Genomic DNA, 20,920 nt, shown 5'->3' with positions numbered 1-20,920 from the left:
GCCGGACCGCGCCGCCGCATCGCGGCGTCGTGCCATGAAGGAGGGGCCATGACACACCGTTGGATCGCCGGCTTGGCCGTCGCCCTGCTCGGCGCCTGCACCGGCGCACAGACAGCGCCACCGCCCTTGCCCTTTGTCGACACGCCCGAGGTGGACACGGGCACCCCCGGGCCGCGCGATTTCGGGCCCTATGTGGCCGGCCGCTTCGCCAGCGAGATCAAAGACCCCCGGGCGGTCGATTTCTACCGCCACGCCCTGGCGCAGGACCCCGACGATCCGGGGCTGCTCAACGCCACCTTCACGCTTGCCCTCGCCGAGGGCCGCCTGGACACCGCAGCCGACATGGCCGAGCGGCTGGCCCCGTTCGGCGCCGGCAATCTGATGGCCGAGACCATGCGGCTGTTGAACGCCATCGAGCGCGGCGACGACGCCCAGGCACTCCGCCGCCTTGACGCCATCGATTCCAACTTCTTTCGGCAGTCGCTGGCGCCGATTATCGAGGCTTGGCTCCTGGCCCGCCAGGGCCAGGGCGATGCCGCCCTGGCGCGCCTCGACGCGGCCGGCCAGCCGCGCTTCAACCGGGTCCGGGTGCTGACCCATCGGGCGCTGGTGCTGGATTATCTGGGCCGCACCAAGCTGGCCGAAGCGGCCTATCAACTGGCCATCGACACCCCGGGCGGCGCCGACCCCGATCTGGTTGGCGGCTATGGCAATCTGTTGATCCGCACCGGGCGCGCGGACGAGGCCGTGGCGCTATACAGCCGGCTGGCGGAGGCCGCCGCGGGCAACCGCATCGAGCGCGCCACCATCGACCGGCGGCTGGCAGCGGCGCGCAAGGGCCGGACCCTGCCGGTGCTGGCGCGCAGCCCGGAAGGCGGTATCGCCCGGCCGTTCCTGGCGGTGGCGCGGGATTTGTCGCGCAACACGTCGATCCAGCCGGCGATCGTGTTCGCGCGCTTCGCCACCTTCGCCGCCCCCGACCTGTATGACGCGCATCTGCTGCTCGGCCATTTGTTGTCGCGTCAAGAGCGCTTTGCGGCCGCACTCGATGCCTATGGCGTGGTCGAGCGCGCCGACACGCCCCTGGCCAGCGCGGCGCGCTATGGTGCCGCCGTCGCCCTGGCCCAGACCGGTCGCAGCGACGAAGCCGTCGCCGCGCTCAAGCGCCATCTCGAGGTCGCCCCCGAAGACAGCGACAGCTGGATCACACTTGGCGACCTGAAGCGCCAGGACGGCGATTTCGACGCCGCCGAAGACGCCTACAGCCGCGCCATCGTGCTGATGGAAGCCGACGAAACGGTGGGCTGGTATCCCTATTTCGCCCGCGCCATCGCCTATGAACAGACCGATCGCTGGCCCGAGGCCGAGGCCGATCTCAAGCGCGCCATGGCGATTCGGCCCGATCAGGCCGATGTGCTCAACTATCTGGGCTATAGCTGGATTGACCGCGGCCTCCACCTGGACGCCGGCATGGACCTGATCGAGCGAGCCATGGACCTGGAACCCGGCAACGGCTTCATCATCGACAGCATGGGCTGGGCGCACTATCTGCGAGGCAATTACGATCAGGCAGTGGCATTTCTCGAACAGGCTATCGTCGAAGAACCCGACGACCCGACCATTTCGGACCATCTGGGCGACGCCTATTGGCAAGTCGGCCGGCATCTGGAAGCACGCTATCAGTGGGAACATGCCTTGACGCTGACCGACGCGGCAGACACACAGGCGGCGATCCGCGACAAACTGACCTATGGCCTCACCCTTGCGGGCACCGAGAAGACGAAGACCGAGTGACACCCCCCGCGCCGCCGCGCCGGCCCCGGACCCGCCTCGACACGGTCCGCTTGCCGGCGCCACCGGCGCGCAACAATCCCTGACGCAGCCGGGCGCTGCCCCGACGCCCTGCGCACAAGACGGCGGCGCCGATGATGAGTGATGCAAGTTTTCTGACCGTGGCTGCGCCCGCGAAGGTCAATCTGTTCCTGCACCTGACCGGCCGCACGGCCGACGGCTACCACACGCTGGAAAGCCTGTTCGTGTTCGTCCATGTGACCGACCAGATCGCCCTGCAACGCAGCACCAGCTTCGACTTTCAGGTCACCGGCCCGTTCGCCGACCTGCTCGACAGCGACGCGGAAGACAATCTGGTGATGCGCGCCGCCCGATTGTTGGCCGCCGAGGCCGGCGCCACCGCCGGACGAAGCCCGGTGCACGCCGCAGCGGCCCCGGCGCACACCGCCGCTGGCGCGCGCATGGTGCTGACCAAACGCCTGCCGCCGGCCGCCGGCATCGGCGGCGGCTCGTCCGACGCGGCGGCGACCCTGCTGGGCCTGGCGCGCCTGTGGAACCTGGCCATCGCGCCCGAGCGGCTGGCCACCCTGGCACTCGAGCTGGGCGCCGACGTGCCGGCCTGCCTGCACCGGGCGCCGCAATGGGTGGCGGGCATCGGCGAACGCTGCACCCCGGCACCGCAACCGCGCTTTCGCGCGCTGGTGCTGGTCAATCCCGGCGTCCTGGTGCCCACCGCGGCGGTGTTCAAGCGCTTCGCCGCCGACGGCCGGGGCTTTTCCGACCCCATCGACATCTGGCCGACGGCACCCGACCGGATCGACCGCGACTGGCTGGTCGGGCGCACCCGCAACGACCTGGAGCCCGTGGCAATCGCGCTGGCGCCGCAGATCGCCTCGGTGCTCGACACGCTGCGCGATCTCGACGGCGTGCAACTGGCCCGCATGTCGGGCAGCGGCGCCACCTGCTTCGCCGCCTTCGACACCCTGGAGGCCGCCGAGGCGGCGGCCGAACGGCTGCGCACCGACCGCCCCGACTGGTGGGTCGAGGCCGGCCACATCCTGACCGATTGAGCCCCTGCGACACCGCGCCGGGCGGCGCGATCAGAAATCGGCAACAGGGGTCTTTACAGGCCCCACCGGACTATGCTTTATCCCCGCCACGCCATGCGTGTTGGGGCGTAGCCAAGCGGTAAGGCATCGGTTTTTGGTACCGTGATCGCAGGTTCGAATCCTGCCGCCCCAGCCACCCAATTCTTCCCAATCAAAGCGGCTTGACGCTGAACCGACCATCGGTTCGCGCTCGACCTTTCGGGTCGGCGACCGTCATCATGGGCGGAGTGGGGCTCTCACCCGACGCGGCGGTGTCTGAGATCAGCCGACCGGCGATCACGGCCAGGCAGCTAACAGGGCCCAGGCCAAGCGTTCAGCCGAGCGCTCGGCCAAGGGCCTGGGGCGGCGTCGACCGAGCTGCGACCGGGTGTGGGCCACGCCTCAGCCAAGACCGCCCCTGCGCCGGTGATAGCGCTCAGCCGGCTTGGCGCAGGGCACCGCCATACCGCACCACGGCCTGGGTCCGGTTGGTCACGCCCAGCGCCTTGAACACCGCGTGGATATGCGCCTTGACCGTGCCTTCGGCGATGCCCAGCCGGGCGGCGATTTCCTTGTTGGCCAGTCCTTCCGCCACCATGGCCATGATTTGGCGCTGGCGGAACGAGAGGTCGGCGCACCGCCCGGTTTGCGTGCCGGACGCCGCCGCGCCGGTCTGGGACGCACGCACGAGGCCGATGGGACCAGCGGCCGGGGTCGCCGACGCGCCGTCGCCAAATGCCACCGCAGAGCCGCGCAAGGGCTCGGCGCCGCGCAACGCGTCGGCGATGGTGTCGCCATCGGCCGCGCGGTCCAGGAACACGATCTCAGGGTAGCGCCCCTCGACCGCGGGGTCGGGCGTGTCGCGGAAGAACGCCAGCCGCGCGCCGGCGACCAGCCGGCGGGTCAGGCTGATGCAGTCGGCCAGATCCAGATCCAGCGACGGCGGATAGGCGATCACCAGCGCGATGTCGTCATGGGCGGTCGCCTGGCGGACGAAGTCGGCCATCGACGCCGCTTCGAGTATGGACCCCACGCCGCCCAGTTGCGCCAGCACCTCGTGCATGGAATGACGGAACAGCGCATGCCGATCCAAAAGCAGGACTTTCATGATATCTCTTCCTCGGCTGTCGTTGCCGGACCCGGCGGCCCGGTCCATTGTTGTGCGCGGTTGTCCGCGCATCGTGCGCAGGCGTTGGCGCTTATCGTTGAGCCGGTGTGCCGGCCTCGTTATGGCTAAACTATAGCCTCGCCCCCGCCGAAAGTGTAACCGTTTCTGCGACGGAGTGTGCCGATCCATCGACAATCCGCCGGGGCGATCCGAAACCGGCCCCCTGCCCCGGCACCCCGCCCGCGCCGCCCGGCGCGCCCCGACCGGGCACCAGCGGGACACGATCCTTTCAACCGACAAGGATGATCCACACGATGACAAGCCTGTCCGTGACCCCGGCGATGCAAGACGCCCTGGCCTGGCTCGACGATCAGTCCGCCACCATGGTGGCAATGGTCGAGCGCTGGGCCCATCAACCATCGGGAAGCTGGTACGACGACGGTTTGGCCGCCATGGGCGCCATCGTCCGCGACGCCTTCGCCGACCTGGGCGGCACCTATGACGCGGTCGAGGCGGCGCCGGGGCAGACGGTCACCGACGCCGGCGAGGCGGTCGCCATCCGCTACGGCCCGATCCACCGCTTCACCCAGCGCACCCACGCGCCGCGCCGGGTGCTGCTGACCGGCCATCTGGACACGGTCTATCCCGAGCACAGCCCGTTCACCCGCTGCCGCTGGCTCGACGACACGACGCTCAACGGCCCCGGCGTCGCCGACATGAAGGGCGGGCTGATCGTCATGCTGCACGCGCTCAAGGCGTTCGAGCGTACGCCGCTGGCCCAAGGCGTCGGCTGGGAGGTGCTGGTCAGTTCCGACGAAGAGATCGGCTCGATCGGCTCGGGCCCGGCGCTCGACGCCGGCGCCGCGCGCGCCCATATCGGCCTGACCTACGAGCCGGCGCTGGCCGACGGCACCCTGGCCGGCGCGCGCAAGGGCTCGGGCAATTTCACCCTGGTGGTCGACGGCCGCTCGGCCCATGCCGGGCGCGAGTTCGAGGCCGGCCGCAACGCCGTCTGGCAACTCGCCCGCGCCATCGACGCGCTCTATGCGCTCAACGGCCAGCGCCCTGGCGTCACGGTCAACCCCGCCGTGATCCACGGCGGCAGCGCCAACAATGTGGTGCCCGCCCGCGCGCTCTGCCGGTTCAACATCCGCGTGCGCGACGCCGACGAACAGGCGTGGGCCGAGACCGAACTGGCGCGCCTGGTGGACCGGCTGAACGGCGAAGACGGCTTCCGGGCCACGCTCCATGGCGGCTTCTACCGGCCGCCCAAGGTGTTGTCGCCGGCCAACCGGGCGCTGTTCGACCTGGTCGGGCGCTGCGGCGAGACGTTGGGCGTGCCGATCGCGGTGCGCGACACCGGCGGCTGTTGCGAGGGCAACAATCTGGCCGCCGCCGGCCTGCCCAATGTGGACACGCTCGGCGTGCGCGGCGGTCAGATCCACAGCCACGACGAATATGTTCTGGTGGACAGCTTCGCCGAGCGCGCCAAGCTGTCGTTTCTGATCCTGTGCGCCTTCGCCCAGGGCGAGATGGACTCCGCTCTCGGTGTCGATCTCGATGCTGGCCCCGATGCTGACCCCGATGCTGACCTCGACACCGCCCCGGCGGCCGGCAAAGCGGAGGCCCGGCGATGAAGCTTTTGCGGCCCGTGGTCGCCGCGGACCTCGACGCGCTGGTGCGCCTGGCCGGCCAGACCGGCGGCGGCATGACCAGCTTTCCCCCCGACGCCGCCATCCTGTCGGAGCGGATCGCCCGGTCAGAAGCCAGCTTCGCCCGCGACCACCCCTACCCCACCGACGACTATTTCCTGTTCGTGCTCGAAGACCCCACGGGCCAGGTCAATGACGGCGGGGTGGTCGGCACCGCCGGCATCTTCGCCGCCGTCGGCATGGCCGAGCCGTTCTATTCCTACCGGCTGCTGCACCTGACCCAGGTGTCGCGCGAACCGGCCAAGACCGTGCACACCCAGTTGTTGCAGCTGACCAACGACTATGCCGGGATCACCGAGGTGGGCACGCTGTTCCTGGCCGAGGGCGCGCGCGCCGGCGGCGCCGGGGCGTTCCTGTCGAAAAGCCGCTTCCTGATGATCGCCGCCCACCCCGAGCGCTTCGCCGACAAGGTGTTCGCCGAAATCCGCGGCTGGGTCGACGAGCACGGCCACTCGCCGTTCTGGGATGCGGTCGGCCGGCACTTCTTCGGCGGCATCGACTTTCGCGAGGCCGACCAGATCAACAGCCGCGGCAACCAGCAGTTCATCGCCGACCTGATGCCCAAATTCCCGATCTACACGGCGCTGTTGCCGGCCGAGGCGCAGGCGGTGATCGGCCGCCCCCACGACCACGCCGCCCCCGCCAAGCGCCTGCTGGAGCGCGAAGGCTTCCAGGTCGCCAAGGCGGTCGACATCTTCGACGCCGGGCCGTGTCTCGAAGCGCCGGTGACCTCGATCGCGACCATCCGCGCGGTGCGCACCGCCAGTTGGACCGAACACCCCGCGCCGCCGCCGCACCCGCTGTCGGACAAGGGCCCCGAAGGCCGCATCATGGTCGCCAACACCGACCTCGAACGCTGCCGTATCGCGCTCCTCGACCGGCCGATGCCAGATCCCGGCGACAAGCTGGCGCTGACCGCGGCCGAGGCGCGCGCCCTTGCGCTCGAAGCCGGCGATGTGCTCACCATCGCGCCGTTCAAAGCCTGAAGGAGTTTTTATGACCGACACGCCCCACCTGATCGGCGACCGCTGGTGCCCCGGGTCCGGCGCGCCCTTCGCGTCCCACGACCCGGCCACCGGCGCGCCCCTGTGGACCGGAGCCGGCGCCGCCGCAGCCGAGGTGGACGCCGCCGTGGCGGCCGCGCGCGCCGCGTTCGACGCCTGGGCCGACCATGGGCTCGACGCGCGCCTGGCCCTGGTCGAGGCCTATGCCGAGCGCCTGCGGGCCAATCAGGACCGGCTGACGCAAGCGATCGCGCGCGAGACCGGCAAGGCGCGCTGGGACGCCGCCGGCGAGGCCCAGGCCATGGTCAACAAGGTGGCGATCTCGCGCCAGGCCTATCGCGACCGCACCGGCGTTCACGACACGGTCAGCGGCGCGCTGCGCACCCGGCTGGAGCACCGCCCGCACGGGGTCATGGCGGTGTTCGGCCCCTATAACTTCCCCGGCCACCTGCCCAACGGCCACATCGTGCCGGCGCTGATCGCCGGCAACACGGTGGTGTTCAAGCCCAGCGAACTGACCCCGGCGGTCGCCGAGATCATGGTCCGCTGCTGGCAGGAGGCCGGCCTGCCGCCGGGCGTGGTCAATCTGGTCCAGGGCGGGCGCGATACCGGCATGGCGTTGAGCGGCCATGACGGCGTCGACGGCATCCTGTTCACCGGCAGTGCCGCCACCGGCGCCGCCCTGCACCGCCAGCTTGCCGGCCGGCCGGACAAGCTGCTGGCGCTGGAAATGGGCGGCAACAACCCGCTGATCGCCTGGGACGTGGAAGACCCCGACCCGGCGGCGCTGCTGATCGCCCAGTCGGCCTATCTGTCGGGCGGCCAGCGCTGCACCTGCGCGCGCCGGCTGATCGTGCCCACGGGCGCAGAGGGCGACGCGCTCGTCGACCGGGTCGCCGCGCTGATCCCGGCGATCCGGGTCGGTGCCTGGGACGCCGAGCCCGAACCGTTCATGGGGCCCTTGGTGGCGCCGGCGGCCGCCGACCGGGTGATGGCCCAGGTGCAGGCGCTGCTCGACCGGGGCGCGCGCGCGCTCGTGGCGCCCGAACGGCCGGACCCGGCGGGCGCGTTCGTCCGCCCCGGCCTGATCGACGTGTCCGGCCTGGCCGACTTGGCCGACGAGGAGATCTTCGGGCCGGTGCTCCAGGTCCAGCGCGCCGCCGACTTCGAGGCGGCCCTGGGGCTCGCCAACGCCACGCGCTACGGGCTCGCCGCCGGGCTGATCTCGGACAATGCGGCGCGCTGGGACCGGTTCTCGGCCCGGGCGCGCGCCGGCATCGTCAACTGGAACCGGCCGCTGCCGGGCGCCGCGTCCAGCGCGCCGTTCGGCGGTGTCGGCATCTCCGGCAACCACCGGCCGAGCGCCTATTACGCCGCCGACTATTGCGCCTACCCCATGGCCACCCTGGCCAATGCCGAGGGCCGGGTGGGCGCGGTCGACCGGCCGCGGGGGTTCGCGCCATGAGCGCCGCCGAGCCCGTCGGGGCCGGGGCAGGAGCCGGGGCCGGCCCGGCCGCGCCCGGCGCCGCCGTCGAGGTGAATTTCGACGGCCTGGTGGGGCCGACGCACAATTATGCCGGGCTCAGCTTCGGCAACCTGGCCGCCGAGAGCAATGCCGGGGCCGTATCGAACCCGCGCGACGCCGCCTTGCAGGGCTTGGCCAAGATGCGCCGCATGCGTGCGCTGGGGCTGGTCCAGGGGTTCCTGCCGCCGCACGACCGGCCGCACCTGGCCAGCCTGCGCGCGCTCGGCTATCAGGGCGACGACGCGGCGGTGCTGGCGGCGGGCTGGGCCGACGAGCCCGCCTTGATGCGCAACCTGACCTCGGCCTCGGCCATGTGGACCGCCAACGCCGCCACGGTGTCGCCCAAATGGGACACCGCCGACGGCCGCACCCACGTCACCCCGGCCAATCTGGCGGCCATGTACCACCGCTCGATCGAGGCCGAGACCAGCCACCGGGTGCTGCGCGCCCTGTTCGCCGACCCGGCGCGCTTCGCCGTCCACCCGCCGGTGCCGGGCGGCGTGCACCGGGGCGACGAGGGGGCCGCCAACCACAACCGCTTAAGCCGCGGTCACGGCGAGCCCGGGGTCGAATTGTTCGTCTATGGCCGCCGGGGCTTCGAGACCGGCGCCGGCCCGACGCGCTTTCCCGCCCGCCAGGTGCGCTCGGCCAGTGCCGCGGTCGCCCGCGCCCACCGGCTGGCGCCCCAAGCCACGCTGTTGTGGCGCCAGAACCCCGCCGCCATCGACGCCGGCGCCTTCCACAACGACGTGGTCGCGGTCGCCAACGAGGACGTGCTGTTCCACCACGAGGCGGCGTTCTGCGACACCGCCGCACTCCACGACGCGCTCGCCCGGGCGGCCGAGCCGCTGGGCTTTCGCCCGCGCATCGTCTCGGTGGCCGAGGCCGAGGTGCCGTTGGCCGACGCGATCCGGTCCTATCTATTCAATTCGCAATTGCTGAGCGTGCCGGGCTCTCGGCGGATGCTGCTGGCGGTGCCGGGCGAGGTGGTGGAGACGCCGTCGACGCGCGCCTATGTGGAACGGCTGGTGGACACGGGCGGCGCCATCGGCGCGTATGAGGTGCAGGACGTGCGCCAGTCCATGCGCAATGGCGGCGGGCCGGCCTGCCTGCGCCTGCGCGTGGCGCTCGACGCCGGCGACATCGCCGCCCTCGGCGCCCGGCTGGTGCTCGACGACGCGTTGCTCGACGCGCTTGAAGCCTGGGTGCGGCGCCACTATCGCGACCGGCTGGCGCCCGACGACCTGCGCGACCCGGCGCTGATGCGCGAAAGCTTCGCCGCCCTCGACGAATTGACCGCGCTGGCCGGGCTCGGCTCGGTCTACGACTTCCAGCGCTGAGCACCCGGCGGCGGCCAAAAGAAAACCCCTCTCCGGCGGGAGAGGGGCTTGGACTTGGGCTTCGGCTTGGGCTTAAACGAAGCCGCACCCAGGGCCGGGGCCGGCGCCGAACCGATGGTTCGGCGGACCGGCGGACCCGGGCGCCGGATCAGCCGACGAAGGCGCGTTCGACCACGTATTCGCCCGGCTTGTTCTGGGTGCCCTCGGTCAGGCCCGCCTTTTCGCAGCGTTCCTTGGTGTCGTTGAGCATTTCCATCGACCCGCAGATCATCACCCGGTCGTGTTCGGGGTCGAGCGGCGGCACGCCCAGATCGTCGAACAGCTTGCCATTGTCGATCAGGTGGGTGATGCGGCCGAAATTGCGATCATACTCGGGGTCGCGGGTGGTGGTCGGATAGTGGATCAGCTGCTTGGCCGCTTCCTCGCCGACCAGCGGGTCTTCGGGCATCTTGGCCACCAGGTCGATGCCGTAGCCCAGACCGTTGCGGGTCCAGGTGGTGTGGGTCAGGATCACCTGGTCGAACTTCTGATAGGTCTCGGGGTCGCGAATCACGCTGGCGAACGGCGCGATACCGGTGCCGGTCGAGAACAGATACAGCCGCTTGCCCGGAACCAATGCGTCGTTGACCAGCGTGCCGGTGGGCTTCTTGCCCAGCAGCACGGTGTCGCCCGGCTGGATGTGTTGCAGACGCGAGGTCAGCGGACCGTCGGGCACCTTGATGGAATAGAATTCAAGCTCTTCGTCCCACGCCGGGCTGGCCAGGGAATAGGCGCGCATCAGGGGCTTGCCGTCCACTTCCAGGCCGATCATGACGAACTCGCCCGATTTGAACCGGAAGCTGCCCGGCCGCGACAGCCGGAACGAAAACAGACGGTCGCTCCAATGATGAATGGTCTGGACCGTTTCTTGCGTCGGGGCGTTGGGGGACATTCCTCGACGATCGGACATCGTGTTTCTCCATTGACTGAAGGGGGACGCAACGCCTCGTTGGACGCCAAAACCGGTCGCCTGCGGTGCCGGCCTCTTGCATCCCACGCAAAGGCCGCTCATATCACCGGTGGATATAGAGGTCTTGAGACGACAACGGAAGCCGTAGAATTTCTGTTGGCCGGGCTAGAACGCCTTGTGCGAACAGGCGCCGCACCGGCCGACAACTGACTGGCCAGGACGATCTAAATCGTCTGACCTTAAAATGTCGACCTGGACCTTTTGGCCCGCACTTGGTCCGCCCGATCGGGCACCGGGACTGCGATGGCCGGCTCCCACGATCCGCGATCTGGTCGGGGGCGTATATCAGACAATTAAAGTCTCGTTTTCAAGTATAAACAGGAGGTCGCCCGTGACCGAGATCCTGACCTTTGCTGGTTTTCTCGCTGCCTGCTTCGCCGCCGCCACCACCGGCGCGGTGTTCAAGCCCGGCGATTGGTATCGCACCCTCGACAAGCCGGTCTGGACGCCGCCGGACTGGCTGTTCCCGATCGCCTGGGGCGTGCTGTATCTGACCATTGCCGCCGCCGGCTGGCTGATCCTGCGCAGCGCCGGCTGGCCCGCGGCCGCACCGGCCTTGGCGGTTTATGGCGCTCAGTTGGTGGCCAACGCGGCGTGGTCGCCGCTGTTCTTCGGCCTCAAGCGAATCGACTGGGGCCTGGCGGGGGTCGTGGTGCTGTGGCTGAGCATCGTCGCCACCATTGCCATGTTCTACCCGCTTAACGCCACCGCCGCCTGGCTCTTGGTGCCCTATCTGGCCTGGGCCACCTTCGCCGGGGCGCTCAACTTCGATATCTGGCGGCGCAACCGGAAAGGCCGGGCGGGCCTCGCCTCCTCGGCGTCCTGACGCGGCACCAACGGCGGGCGCGGACGACACCGACCGGGTCCGCCGCCTCGGTCTTTAGAACGGTCGGCCTGGGGCCCCATTGGCGTTCCGCTCCGTATCGGCGCGAACCGCAGCGGCCACCCCGACCGGTCTTGACAACCGGACGGTCGGGCACCGGGTATTGGCAGTGGGGACCCGTCCCCGCTGCGCTGACCACGCCCGGCGCGCCTTGCCCCCCACCCCGTCGACGAGAGCCCCCGGTTCGCCCGTAAAGGGCGCCCTGCCCGCACTGCCGCCACGCCGGCGACTGACGCGGCGGCGATCCGTGGACACACAAAAAAGGCCCCGGCCGGAGCCGGAGCCTGTGATGTGGACCCTTGGGGTCGGCGGACGCGCTTACTGAGCGCTCGCGCCGGCCGCCGCGTCCGCCGCCGAAGCGGTGGTGGCATCGGCGCTGTAGTCGCCTTCGCCCCACAGTTCGGGGTGGTCCTTGAGCATCTTCGCGCCATAGAGCGGCTTGAAGACATTCTGGTGGCAGGTGGTGCAGTTCACCTTGGCCACATCGCCCGTCGGGCCCAACCGGTCACCGAACTCGGTGCCGCCGATCCAGTCGCTGGAGTCGGTCGGGATCACGCTGGCCAGCGGCGCCATCCAGTTGTTGTTGACCGTGCGGGTCATCTGGATGCCGTACCAGGCAATCGCCCGAGCCGGCGGGCTCTGGCTCCATTCGGCCATCGAGCGGGTGTTGTGGCAGTAGGTGCAGTTGACGCCCAGGCCCTGCGACATGTGGGTCATCATGGCGTACACATACTCGGTATCCATGATGTTGCTCGCATTGCCGTTGGGCAGCGCCTTGGCACTGATCACCCGGGCCGCATTGTCTTCCAACAGATACTCGGTGAACGGATCTTCAGGCAGCGACGAATAGTTGATCGCCGCCGTCGGATGGTTCTGACCGTTGTCCCAGCCGACCGCAGTCGGACGGTCTTCGGGCGACGTGAACCAAACCGCTTGGGGCACCGCGTTGCCACGGTGGCAGGTGTAACAGGTCACACCAGCCCCTTCGCCATTGGGGTTCACGTGGTCCTGCCAGTTCGAATTGATGTCGCGCGTCATCTGCATCATCTTGCGCGACACAATCTTCGTGTAGGGCCAGTCTTCCGCCAGGTTTTCCGGATTGTGGCAGTAGTTACACCCCTGCCGATCTTCCGGCACCCCTTCCTTCGGCACCACCCACTCGGTGATGTGGGCCATCAGTCGGGTGAACTGGTCGGCGGTGAGATCGCCCAGAACCTGGACGTTCTCATAGACTTCCGAGGCCATCGGCCCATCGCCCTCGATCGGCGGATAGAGCGGCGCCGGTACTTCGTTCATCGCGCGCTTGATGTCTTCCAAGCGCGGATTTTTCACCTGCTCCATAGCAACGCCACGGAAGCCGACTTGATCGGCGTCGAGCGGCGGCCGGTCGGCCGGGTCGTCGCAGCCGGCGACAACCAGGACCGAAACCCCGGCGATCGCCGCGGCCAGACGGCGGTTAAACACAGTGCGCGTCATCATGCACCTCCCATCGCGGCCGGATCGGGGGTCGGCGGGTAGACTTCGGGATAAGCCGGAGCCACGCCGTGCTTGACGCCCCACAGGTACCAATTGTCCACCACGGTGCCGGTCAGCAGGATGCCGATACCCCCGGTCAACGTGGTCAGGACGGCGAACCACCAGGCCCAGCGGTGGATGGATTCCATGGTCGCGTTGAAGCCCATGGTCCAGCGCCAGAACAGGCCGGCCCGCTCGGTTGCGGTACCGCGATCGGCGATCTGCTCGACCTCCCGCTCGCCACCGAACCGGCTGGTCGCCAGAATGGTCGCGCCATGCATCGCGAACAGCAGGGTCGAGCCATACAGGAACGCGATCGAGAGCATGTGGAACGGGTTGTAGAACAAGTTGCCGTAGCGGATCGAGAACGCCGCGGTCCAGTCCAGGTGCGGGAAGATACCGAACGGCACCGCTTCCGCCCAGCTGCCCATCAAGAGCGGCCGGATGAAGCCCAACACCAGATAGAGCCAGATCGCCGACGCGAACGCCCAGGCCACATGGGTGCCCATGCCAAGCTGAACGGCGCGACGGTAAGACCGGACCCACCACAGGATGATCGAGGCGGTCAGGAAGAACCCGGCCATCAGCCACCAACCGCCTTCTTGCAGCGGCGGCAACGACAGGCCGTATTCAGGGGCCGGCGGCTCGAGCGCCAGCCAGGGCAGTTGGCGGATGAACTCGATCGGACTCCAGTTCACCGAGGCCGCCATATTGAGCCCGATGATCTCGATCGCCACGAAGCCGCAGAGCAGCGACGCGACACCGAGCCAGCCGAGGTAGATGGGGCCCAATTGGGCGTTCCCGATCTTCCCAAGCCAATAGTTGAAGCCAGGCTTGCCCGTTCGCGGCTCGTTGCCCACGGGCAGGGGCACACCGGGATAGGTGGGCCCGCGCACCTGCACTTGAGTGAAGATATTCTGATATTCCGACATGGGTTTGGACCTCTCTCATATGCCCAAGACGAAGGCGTCTTCAGGCATCAGCTCCAGATCGGCAGCTCAAGCCACCAATCCCACCACTCGGGCCAGCCGCCGACCCAGAAGGGGCCGCTGATCACGATGCAGACGGCGCTCCAGAAGCCGGCGCTCAGCGCCAGGAACAAGCCCAGTCTGTGGATTCCCAATGGGCCAATGGAATAGCCCATGAAGTCGCGGAAGAAGGTGTCTTCGTGCTCGGTCCCCTTGATCGGATCGCCCTTCTTGTGCGGGTTGCTGACCGACAGAATCGCCGACCCGTGCAAGCCCAACGCGAACGTAGTCGCGAAGAAGAAGCTGACCGCGATCATATGCGCGGGGTTATAGTGGAAGTGGAGATACTGGTAGCCGACGTTCGACACCCAATCGAGGTGCGACATGATCCCGTACGGGAAACCATGCCCCCACGCGCCCAGCAACAGCGGGCGAATCACGACGAGGGTCACATAGGCGAAGATCGCCACCCCGAACGCGATCGGAACGTGCAGTCCCATGCCGAGTTTCCGGCAAATCTCCACCTCGCGCAACGCCCAGGAAACGAACGCGCCGATGGCACAGATCGTGATGATCTGCCACAGACCGCCGTCCATAAGCGGTGCTAGACCCAGACCGTATTTCAGGTCGGGCGGCGCGATATTGATCTGCCACACATTCCAGGTGGGGCCCAAGGCGGCCCCATAGATGATCAACGCGGTTCCGAGGAAGGAGAAGAAGAGCGTCGTGACACCGAAGAACCCGACGTAGAACGGCCCGATCCAAAAGTCGAACAGGTCGCCGCCTATCAGTGTCCCGCCCCGGACGCGGTATTTTCTCTCATAACTGAGCAAGGCCATGGCTGGATCCTCCGGTTAGGTCAGTTAGCCCCAACGTTCAAAGCCGTCAGTGAACCGGGCGGCGGACGAACGGGTCGAAGAGCTGTCCCCGATCCCGTCCGCCGCCCGAAAAGTCAGGCCGTTGACCTAATGTCAGCCGAGGCCGACGACTTGGGTCACAGCGCGCGCCGCTTCCATGGCGTTGCCTTCCAGCCAGTTGAAGCGCTCGGTGCTCAACAGGATGAAGTGGATGAAGATCGCCAGCACGAACAGGAAGGTGAACAGCGCGATCAGCGTGCGACGCGGATCGAAAAGCATCCAAATTCGCCACATAACTTTTCCTCCTTTTTAACAGATAAGACCGATTAGCCGAGCAGCGGCAGGCTGCTGAGCGTGTCCATCACCGAAGCATAGCCTTCGGGACCCGGAATCCACGGACGCCAGGACCAGGCCAGCAGGTGGGCGATGATCGCCACGACGGTGAAGCCGATGAAGCTTTGAACGAAGATCTTGTGGAACTCCTTCGCTTCATCTTCGGAGAGGCCGGTGAGGCCCGTATTGTCTGCCATTGTCTTTTCTCCTCAGTTAAGCCCGACTGGACTAAAGGATGGCTAAGCCACCCATGGGGAATGGATGCCGCTTACTGCCCGGGGCCGCGGGCACAGCACCCCAAATCGTCGGCCCCTACCAGGAGAGGAAGGCGAAGCCGATGGCGGCATTGGCCTTCTGCCACGCCTCCCGGAATACCGAGAGACGCTCTCCCTGGTCCGCTTGCCGGCGGCCGAACGACGGCATCAGCCGCGTCACGGTCACGCCGATCAACAGGATCACGAAGGTGACCAACAGCGTGATGCGGAACTCCAACGCCTCCTTGCGGCGCACACGTCCGTGGGGAGCGTCGGCGGCGTGGGTATGAATGACATCAACCATTGGTCCTCTCCTCGTTGCAGCGGCGCGTTGGCCGCTTCAGGCCGGCTGCCGTCTAGCTGACGGCCTCCGGCGTTGATGGTGCGGCCGCCTGGACATCCGCCTCGGTCACCCGATCGGCACCCTTGGCCCGGCAGGCCGCTTCGACAGTGTCCCGCAGCCGCTTGGCCGCGGAAATCCGGGTCAGAACCGGGTAGCCCTCCACCACCCGGTCGTAGACGCGCTTGGCCGCGTCGTCCCACGGCAGCTCGCGGTGCAGGCGCGTGGGCGTGGCGTCGGCCGCGTCCATGTCGCTGCCCAGCGGCAGGATGTGGAACAAGGCGTCGAACAGCGCGTTGCAGGTCTCCTGAACGAGATAGGTCGCCCCGGCATAGCCCATGAACGGCGTGCCGGTGTGCCGGCGCACGATCGCGCCGGGGAACGACGCCGGGATGTACATGGCCCGGCCGCCGATCTCGGACAGATACATGCGCTCGTTGTAGCTGCCGAACAGCACCAGGGGCGTCTTCTCGTGCACCGCCTTGCGCACCGCCTCGTTGTCGGTCTTGGCACCGGGGATGCGGGCGAACGAGAAGGTACAGGGAAAGCCCAGCTCGCCCTCCATGAAGTGCCGGATGCCGCGCGCATAGGTCTCGTTGGCGACCACCGCGAAGCTCGCCGTGGCGTAGAAGTCCTGCGTCACCGACCGCCACAGATCCCACAAGGGCTTGATGGTGGTGTGTTTTTCCTTCTCGATGAACGGCTCGGGATCGAGACCCAAAAGCTCGCCCAGCTTGCGCAGGAACTTGGTCGTCGAGTGCAGGCCGATGGGCGCCTGCAAATAAGGCGTCTCCAGGGCTTCGCACAGCAACCGGCCGAACTCGCGGTACAGGCAGATGTTCACATCCGCATCGACCAGCCGCGGCGTATCTTCCAGGTGGCTGCCGAGCGGGAACACCATGTTCACCTCGGCACCGATGCCTTCGACCAGCCGGCGGATTTCCGCCAGGTCGGAGGGCATGTTGAACATGCCATAAGCGGGGCCGATGATGTTGACCCGGGGCGCCGCGCCGTCGGCGCGCTTCTTGGGCTTCGGCCGCTTGCCGTTCTTGAGGCCGTAATTGTGCCACAGCCAGGCCATGGCGCGGTCGGCGCTCTGCCACTGATCTTCGTCGATGGTCCGGGGCAGGAAGCGCACCAGACCGGTGCCCTCGGGCGTCACCCCGCCGCCGATCATCTCGGCGATGGAGCCGGTGACCACCACCGACGGCAGGTCGGGGTCGAGCACCGAATGGGCCTGCTTCATGGCCTCTTCGGTGCCCTTCTGGCCCAACTCCTCTTCGGCCAGGCCGGTGACGACGATGGGCAATTCATGGGGCGGCAGCGCGTCGGTGTAGTGCAGCACCGAGGTCACGGGCAGGTTCTCGCAGCCCACCGGGCCGTCGATGACCACCTGCAAGCCCTTGATGGCGGTGAAGACGTACACCGAGCCCCAATAGCCGCCGGCGCGATCATGATCGAGGACGAGCATCTCAGCGGCCCTCCTCTGCGGTCGGCTTGGCGATGCCGGAGCGGTTGCGCTTGGCGAACTTGGCGCGGAAGCCGGGCCGGTCTTCGGGCACCTCTTCCCAGACGCCCGAGGCGAAGCCGGTGCCGACGCCGGCGAAGAAATCCTTCATGGTGTCGAACCGCGCCTTGCTGGCCATGGCGGCGTTGACCACCTGGGCCAACGAGCCGGCGCCGGCGACGCCCATCAGCGGCCGCGCCGAAATCAGATTGGTGAAGTAGAGCCCCGGGATCGCCTTTTCCTTGGCCTTCTGCACCACCGGCGTGGTGCCGACCGCCAGGTCGGGCTGGAACTCGTCCATCGCCGCGCAGTCCTGTTCCAGCGACGCGCGGTACTGCACGTGCACGCCATGGGCTTCGAGCCACTGCCGGTCGGCCTCGGAATAGGGCGTCCGGGGACAGGCGGTGCCCACATAGCGCACATCCGCCCCGCTTTCGATCAAGAGGCGCGCGACCAGCAACTCCGAACCCTCATAGCCCGACAGGGTCACCCGGCCCTTGATCGGCGCGCCGGCGAGCGCGTCCTTGATCGCCGGCAGGAACCGGTCCTTGGCCGCCGCAACCCGGGCCGCAGCGATGCCGCAGGCCGCGCCGATATTGTCGAGCCAGTCGGCGGTCCCTTCCATGCCCACCGGCGCCGAGCCGACCACCGCGCGACCGGCCTGGTCGAACTCGCGGAAGCTGGCCGTATAGTGCGGGTGGATGCCGGCCACCGCCGCGCAGTCGAGTGCGGCATAGAGCTCGCGCCACTCGCGGGTCGGCACCACGGGGCCGACCGCCAGATCCAGCGGCGCCAACAGCGCCCCGATCGAGACCGGATCAGCGGGGAACATCTCGCCCACCAGGGTCACCGTCGGCAGGTCGCTGCGCCCGGTCTTGGGCGCCGCCACCGGGCCGTTCTCCACCTCGGTGCGCGCATAGTTGAGCATGGCGCCGGCGAGGATGTCCTTGGCTTCGGCATGGGTCGGCACGCCGAACCCGGGCACGTCGATGGGCACCACACGCACGCCGTCGATTTCCTTGGGCAGCGCCTGGATCGGCACGCCCGAGGCGGTCGGCACACACAGATTGGTCACCACGATGGCGTCGTAGCGCTCGGGGTCGGCCAGCGACTTCACCGCGTTGCGGATATCTTCGTAGATCGTGCCGGTGACCAGCGTTTCGCTGTCGAAGGGCACATAGCCCACGGTGCGCCGCGCCCCGTAGAAGTGCGACGTGAAGGTCAGCCCGTAGACGCAGCAGGCCGAGCCGCACAGCACCGTCGCCGTTCGCTTCATGCGCAGGCCGACGCGCAGCGACCCAAAGGCCGGGCACATGCCCTGGGGCTTGTCGTGCGGGCCGGTGGGGTAATCCTCGGCATAGCGCTTGAGCGTCTCGCTCTTGCCGGCCTTCTCGGCCGCCTGGCGCATTTCCGCCGCACCGGCGTGGCAGCCCAGGCCGTCGCCCTGGGTGGCGGCCACATTGATATCCTTGGCGCCATCCGCCACGACCGTTTGGGCCGGGGCGGGTTCGTTGTTCAAGGGCGCATCCGCGGCGGCGTCATAGACCACCTCCGCGCCGGCCGCGCTCGTATCATCATATGTCGACATCGTCGTGACCTTTCCCCAGTCCACCGATCAAACGTCGTCGTAGATGACTTCGAGCGATTCCTTGACCGGAATCTCGCCCGCACACATGTCTTCAAGGGTCGCCGGCTCAAGCTCCACGTCGCGGCCCACGTCTTCCGACTTGAACAGGCCGAGCAGATCTTCCTGGCTCAGCGGCGTGGGCATCAGCGGCGGCGCGGCAGCGGCGTTGCGGCCCAATTCGTCGAACAACGGCCCCCATTCGCTGCCGGGATAGCCGATGATCTGATAATTGGCGCTCTTCTTGCGGATTTCGTCATGCGCCGGGATCGAGGCGAGCACCGGGATATTGGCCGCCTCGGCGAACGCCTGCGCCTCGCCGGTGCCGTCGTCCTTGTTTACCACCAGGCCGGCGACGCCCACATTGCCGCCGAGCTTGCGGAAATAGTCCACCGCCGAGCAGACATTGTTGGCCACATAGAGCGATTGCAGGTCATTGGAGCCGACCACGATCACCTTCTGGCACATGTCGCGGGCGATCGGCAGGCCGAACCCGCCGCACACCACGTCGCCGAGGAAATCGAGCAGCACATAGTCGAAATCCCACTGGTGGAAGCCGAGCTTCTCCAGCAGCTCGAAGCCGTGGATGATGCCCCGGCCGCCACAGCCGCGACCCACTTCCGGGCCGCCGAGTTCCATGGCGAACACGCCGTCGCGCTTGAAGCAGACGTCTTCGAGGCGAACCTCTTCGCCCGCCGCCTTCTTCTTGGCCGAGGTCTCGATGATGGTCGGGCAGCTCCGGCCGCCGAACAGCAGCGAGGTGGTGTCGCTCTTGGGGTCGCAGCCGATCAGCAGCACGCGCTTGCCCTGCTGGGCGAGCATGTACGACAGGTTCGACAGCGTGAAACTCTTACCGATGCCACCCTTGCCGTAGATGGCGATCACTTCGCAGCCCTTGCTGGGCGTATTCGCTTCGTCGCGCTTGCGCGGCGCATCGCCGCTAGTCTTTTCGGGCTTTTGAGGTCCGTCGAGGGGGCTCATTGCGTGCTCCTCCAGTCCAGGATCATCTTGAGGCACGCAGGGTCGCCAAAGGCGGTGCGATAGGCCCGGTCGGCCTCGCGCGGGTCCTGCGTGTGGGTAATCAGGCCGCCGAGGCTGAGACGGCCCGTCGACAGGAGGCGCTGCACTGCCTCCAGATCCGGCCGCGCCCATTCCGCCGCAATGCGAATGCGGCTTTCGCGAATGAACGCGGGCGCGAACGAAAAATTGAGCGGCTCGGCATAGAAGCCGGCAAGCACGATCTCGCCAGCCGGGCCGGGCACGAACTTGGGCTTCTGCCGGGCAATCAGCGCATCGAGAATGCCGCTGTCGCCGCTGACGTCGCAGATGCGTTGATAAACTTTGGTGTCGTCCTCGTCTGGATGGACCACCCGATACCCTTCGGCGCCATCCATGCGCTGGGGATTGACCTCCCACACGGTCGGCGCGGGCGCGCCCTCGGCCACCGTCATGCGGGCGATCAACCGGCCGAGCACCCCGTGGCCGACGATCAGATCGGGCGGCGCGAACGCCGCGCCGTCCATCATCGCGTGATAGCCCGTGGCGGCCAGCGCCAGCAGCACACCCTCGGCTTCCAGGTCGTCGCCGATCGGCACCACCTTGGCGCCCTCGACCACCAGCCGCTCGGCCGCGCCGCCGAACAGGCCGCGCACCTCGCCATAGCAGTTGGCGCCGGGCACGAAGACCCGTTCCCCCACCGACCGGCCCGACTCAGGCCCCGCCTCGACCACCCGGCCGACCGACTCATAGCCAGGCACCAGCGGATAGCCCATGCCGGGAAAATCAGGCATGCGACCGGTCCACAACAGCTTTTCCGTGCCGGTGGAAATGCCGCTCCACTCGATCTCGACAACCACATCCGTGGGCGTCGCCGCCGCCAATTCCAGACGGCTGACGGACAAGCTCTCCGGCTTCTCCAGCACGATCGCCATCGCGTCCATCAGCGGGTCTCCTTCCACCCCTCAAGGCCCGGAAATCGCCCGGGTTCGGGGGGCCTTTGTTCGAGTGTCAGTCTAGAACGACAGTCTTGGTTGTCAACTCAAATTTACACACCATGGAAGCC

At 68.1% G+C, this 20,920-nt stretch carries 19 protein-coding genes and 1 tRNA gene; 8 read left to right on the top strand and 12 right to left on the bottom strand.

Going from position 1 to position 20,920, the window contains the following annotated elements:
- The first annotated feature begins 48 nt into the window (after window positions 1-48).
- From EV659_RS07115 to EV659_RS07105, 3 genes are all read left to right on the top strand, one after another.
- Entirely contained in the window at window positions 49-1,794 is a 1,746-nt protein-coding gene (locus EV659_RS07115; protein WP_165878770.1) for a tetratricopeptide repeat protein, read from the top strand.
- Between the two features lie 134 nt (window positions 1,795-1,928).
- Complete coding sequence (locus tag EV659_RS07110) at window positions 1,929-2,861, top strand: 4-(cytidine 5'-diphospho)-2-C-methyl-D-erythritol kinase (RefSeq protein WP_200287360.1); 933 nt, start codon at window positions 1,929-1,931, stop codon at window positions 2,859-2,861.
- Between the two features lie 101 nt (window positions 2,862-2,962).
- Window positions 2,963-3,036, top strand: a tRNA-Gln gene (locus EV659_RS07105).
- 279 nt (window positions 3,037-3,315) lie between these two features.
- Here EV659_RS07105 and EV659_RS14670 read toward each other — a convergent pair.
- Window positions 3,316-3,987 carry a response regulator transcription factor gene (locus EV659_RS14670; RefSeq protein WP_165878769.1) on the bottom strand — a complete coding sequence of 224 codons (672 nt, stop codon included), beginning with the start codon at window positions 3,985-3,987 and terminating at the stop codon, window positions 3,316-3,318.
- 314 nt (window positions 3,988-4,301) lie between these two features.
- Between EV659_RS14670 and EV659_RS07095 the strand changes: the two genes are divergently transcribed.
- From EV659_RS07095 to astB, 4 genes are read left to right on the top strand one after another with little or no spacing between them, the layout of a single operon-like run.
- On the top strand, window positions 4,302-5,624 hold the full coding sequence (locus EV659_RS07095) for a hydrolase (protein ID WP_132708177.1): 1,323 nt from the start codon (window positions 4,302-4,304) through the stop codon (window positions 5,622-5,624).
- Window positions 5,621-6,685, top strand: coding sequence for an arginine N-succinyltransferase (locus tag EV659_RS07090; protein ID WP_132708176.1), 1,065 nt, complete (start codon window positions 5,621-5,623; stop codon window positions 6,683-6,685). Before EV659_RS07095 ends, EV659_RS07090 begins: the two co-directional genes overlap by 4 nt.
- Before the next feature lie 10 nt (window positions 6,686-6,695).
- Window positions 6,696-8,168 carry a succinylglutamate-semialdehyde dehydrogenase gene (gene astD / locus EV659_RS07085; protein ID WP_132708175.1) on the top strand — a complete coding sequence of 491 codons (1,473 nt, stop codon included), beginning with the start codon at window positions 6,696-6,698 and terminating at the stop codon, window positions 8,166-8,168.
- Window positions 8,165-9,568, top strand: coding sequence for an N-succinylarginine dihydrolase (astB, locus tag EV659_RS07080; protein ID WP_132708174.1), 1,404 nt, complete (start codon window positions 8,165-8,167; stop codon window positions 9,566-9,568). Before astD ends, astB begins: the two co-directional genes overlap by 4 nt.
- A 148-nt stretch (window positions 9,569-9,716) precedes the next feature.
- On the opposite strand, the gene EV659_RS07075 is transcribed toward astB, so the two are convergent.
- Window positions 9,717-10,517, bottom strand: a complete 801-nt coding sequence (locus EV659_RS07075) for a ferredoxin--NADP reductase (RefSeq protein ID WP_243641586.1) — start codon at window positions 10,515-10,517, stop codon at window positions 9,717-9,719.
- Between the two features lie 391 nt (window positions 10,518-10,908).
- On the opposite strand from EV659_RS07075, the gene tspO reads away from it, so the two are divergent.
- Window positions 10,909-11,403, top strand: a complete 495-nt coding sequence (gene tspO, locus EV659_RS07070; RefSeq protein ID WP_200287358.1) for a tryptophan-rich sensory protein TspO — start codon at window positions 10,909-10,911, stop codon at window positions 11,401-11,403.
- 375 nt (window positions 11,404-11,778) lie between these two features.
- Here the strand turns inward: tspO and pufC are convergent, their stop codons facing one another.
- The 10 genes from pufC to bchC all read right to left on the bottom strand — a co-directional run bounded on the left by pufC (window position 11,779) and on the right by bchC (window position 20,798).
- Entirely contained in the window at window positions 11,779-12,936 is a 1,158-nt protein-coding gene (gene pufC / locus EV659_RS07065; protein WP_132708172.1) for a photosynthetic reaction center cytochrome PufC, read from the bottom strand.
- Window positions 12,936-13,907, bottom strand: a complete 972-nt coding sequence (gene pufM / locus EV659_RS07060) for a photosynthetic reaction center subunit M (protein WP_132708171.1) — start codon at window positions 13,905-13,907, stop codon at window positions 12,936-12,938. Before pufM ends, pufC begins: the two co-directional genes overlap by 1 nt.
- Before the next feature lie 47 nt (window positions 13,908-13,954).
- A complete protein-coding gene (gene pufL / locus EV659_RS07055; RefSeq protein WP_132708170.1) occupies window positions 13,955-14,782 on the bottom strand; it encodes a photosynthetic reaction center subunit L in 828 nt (275 codons plus the stop codon).
- A gap of 132 nt (window positions 14,783-14,914) precedes the next feature.
- The gene (gene pufA / locus EV659_RS07050) at window positions 14,915-15,094 is read right to left on the bottom strand and encodes a light-harvesting antenna LH1, alpha subunit (protein ID WP_132708169.1); all 180 of its coding nucleotides are present in this window, start codon (window positions 15,092-15,094) and stop codon (window positions 14,915-14,917) included.
- Window positions 15,095-15,126: 32 nt separating this feature from the next.
- On the bottom strand, window positions 15,127-15,330 hold the full coding sequence (pufB, locus tag EV659_RS07045) for a light-harvesting antenna LH1, beta subunit (RefSeq protein WP_132708168.1): 204 nt from the start codon (window positions 15,328-15,330) through the stop codon (window positions 15,127-15,129).
- Window positions 15,331-15,445: 115 nt separating this feature from the next.
- Entirely contained in the window at window positions 15,446-15,691 is a 246-nt protein-coding gene (locus tag EV659_RS07040) for a hypothetical protein (RefSeq protein WP_132708167.1), read from the bottom strand.
- 52 nt (window positions 15,692-15,743) lie between these two features.
- A complete protein-coding gene (bchZ, locus tag EV659_RS07035; protein WP_132708166.1) occupies window positions 15,744-17,198 on the bottom strand; it encodes a chlorophyllide a reductase subunit Z in 1,455 nt (484 codons plus the stop codon).
- A 1-nt stretch (window position 17,199) separates the two neighbouring features.
- Window positions 17,200-18,822, bottom strand: coding sequence for a chlorophyllide a reductase subunit Y (bchY, locus tag EV659_RS07030; protein ID WP_132708165.1), 1,623 nt, complete (start codon window positions 18,820-18,822; stop codon window positions 17,200-17,202).
- Between the two features lie 27 nt (window positions 18,823-18,849).
- Complete coding sequence (locus EV659_RS07025) at window positions 18,850-19,839, bottom strand: chlorophyllide a reductase iron protein subunit X (RefSeq protein ID WP_132708164.1); 990 nt, start codon at window positions 19,837-19,839, stop codon at window positions 18,850-18,852.
- Window positions 19,836-20,798 (bottom strand): chlorophyll synthesis pathway protein BchC, encoded by a 963-nt coding sequence (gene bchC, locus EV659_RS07020; protein ID WP_132708163.1) that lies wholly within the window; start codon window positions 20,796-20,798, stop codon window positions 19,836-19,838. The genes EV659_RS07025 and bchC overlap by 4 nt, the downstream gene beginning before the upstream one ends.
- Between the last annotated feature and the right edge of the window lie 122 nt (window positions 20,799-20,920).

It is taken from the genome of Rhodothalassium salexigens DSM 2132 (assembly GCF_004341375.1).
Taxonomy (GTDB): domain Bacteria; phylum Pseudomonadota; class Alphaproteobacteria; order Sphingomonadales; family Rhodothalassiaceae; genus Rhodothalassium; species Rhodothalassium salexigens.
The sequence above is the reverse complement of the archived record's forward strand: the minus strand, read 5'-3'. Positions and strand labels throughout refer to the sequence as shown.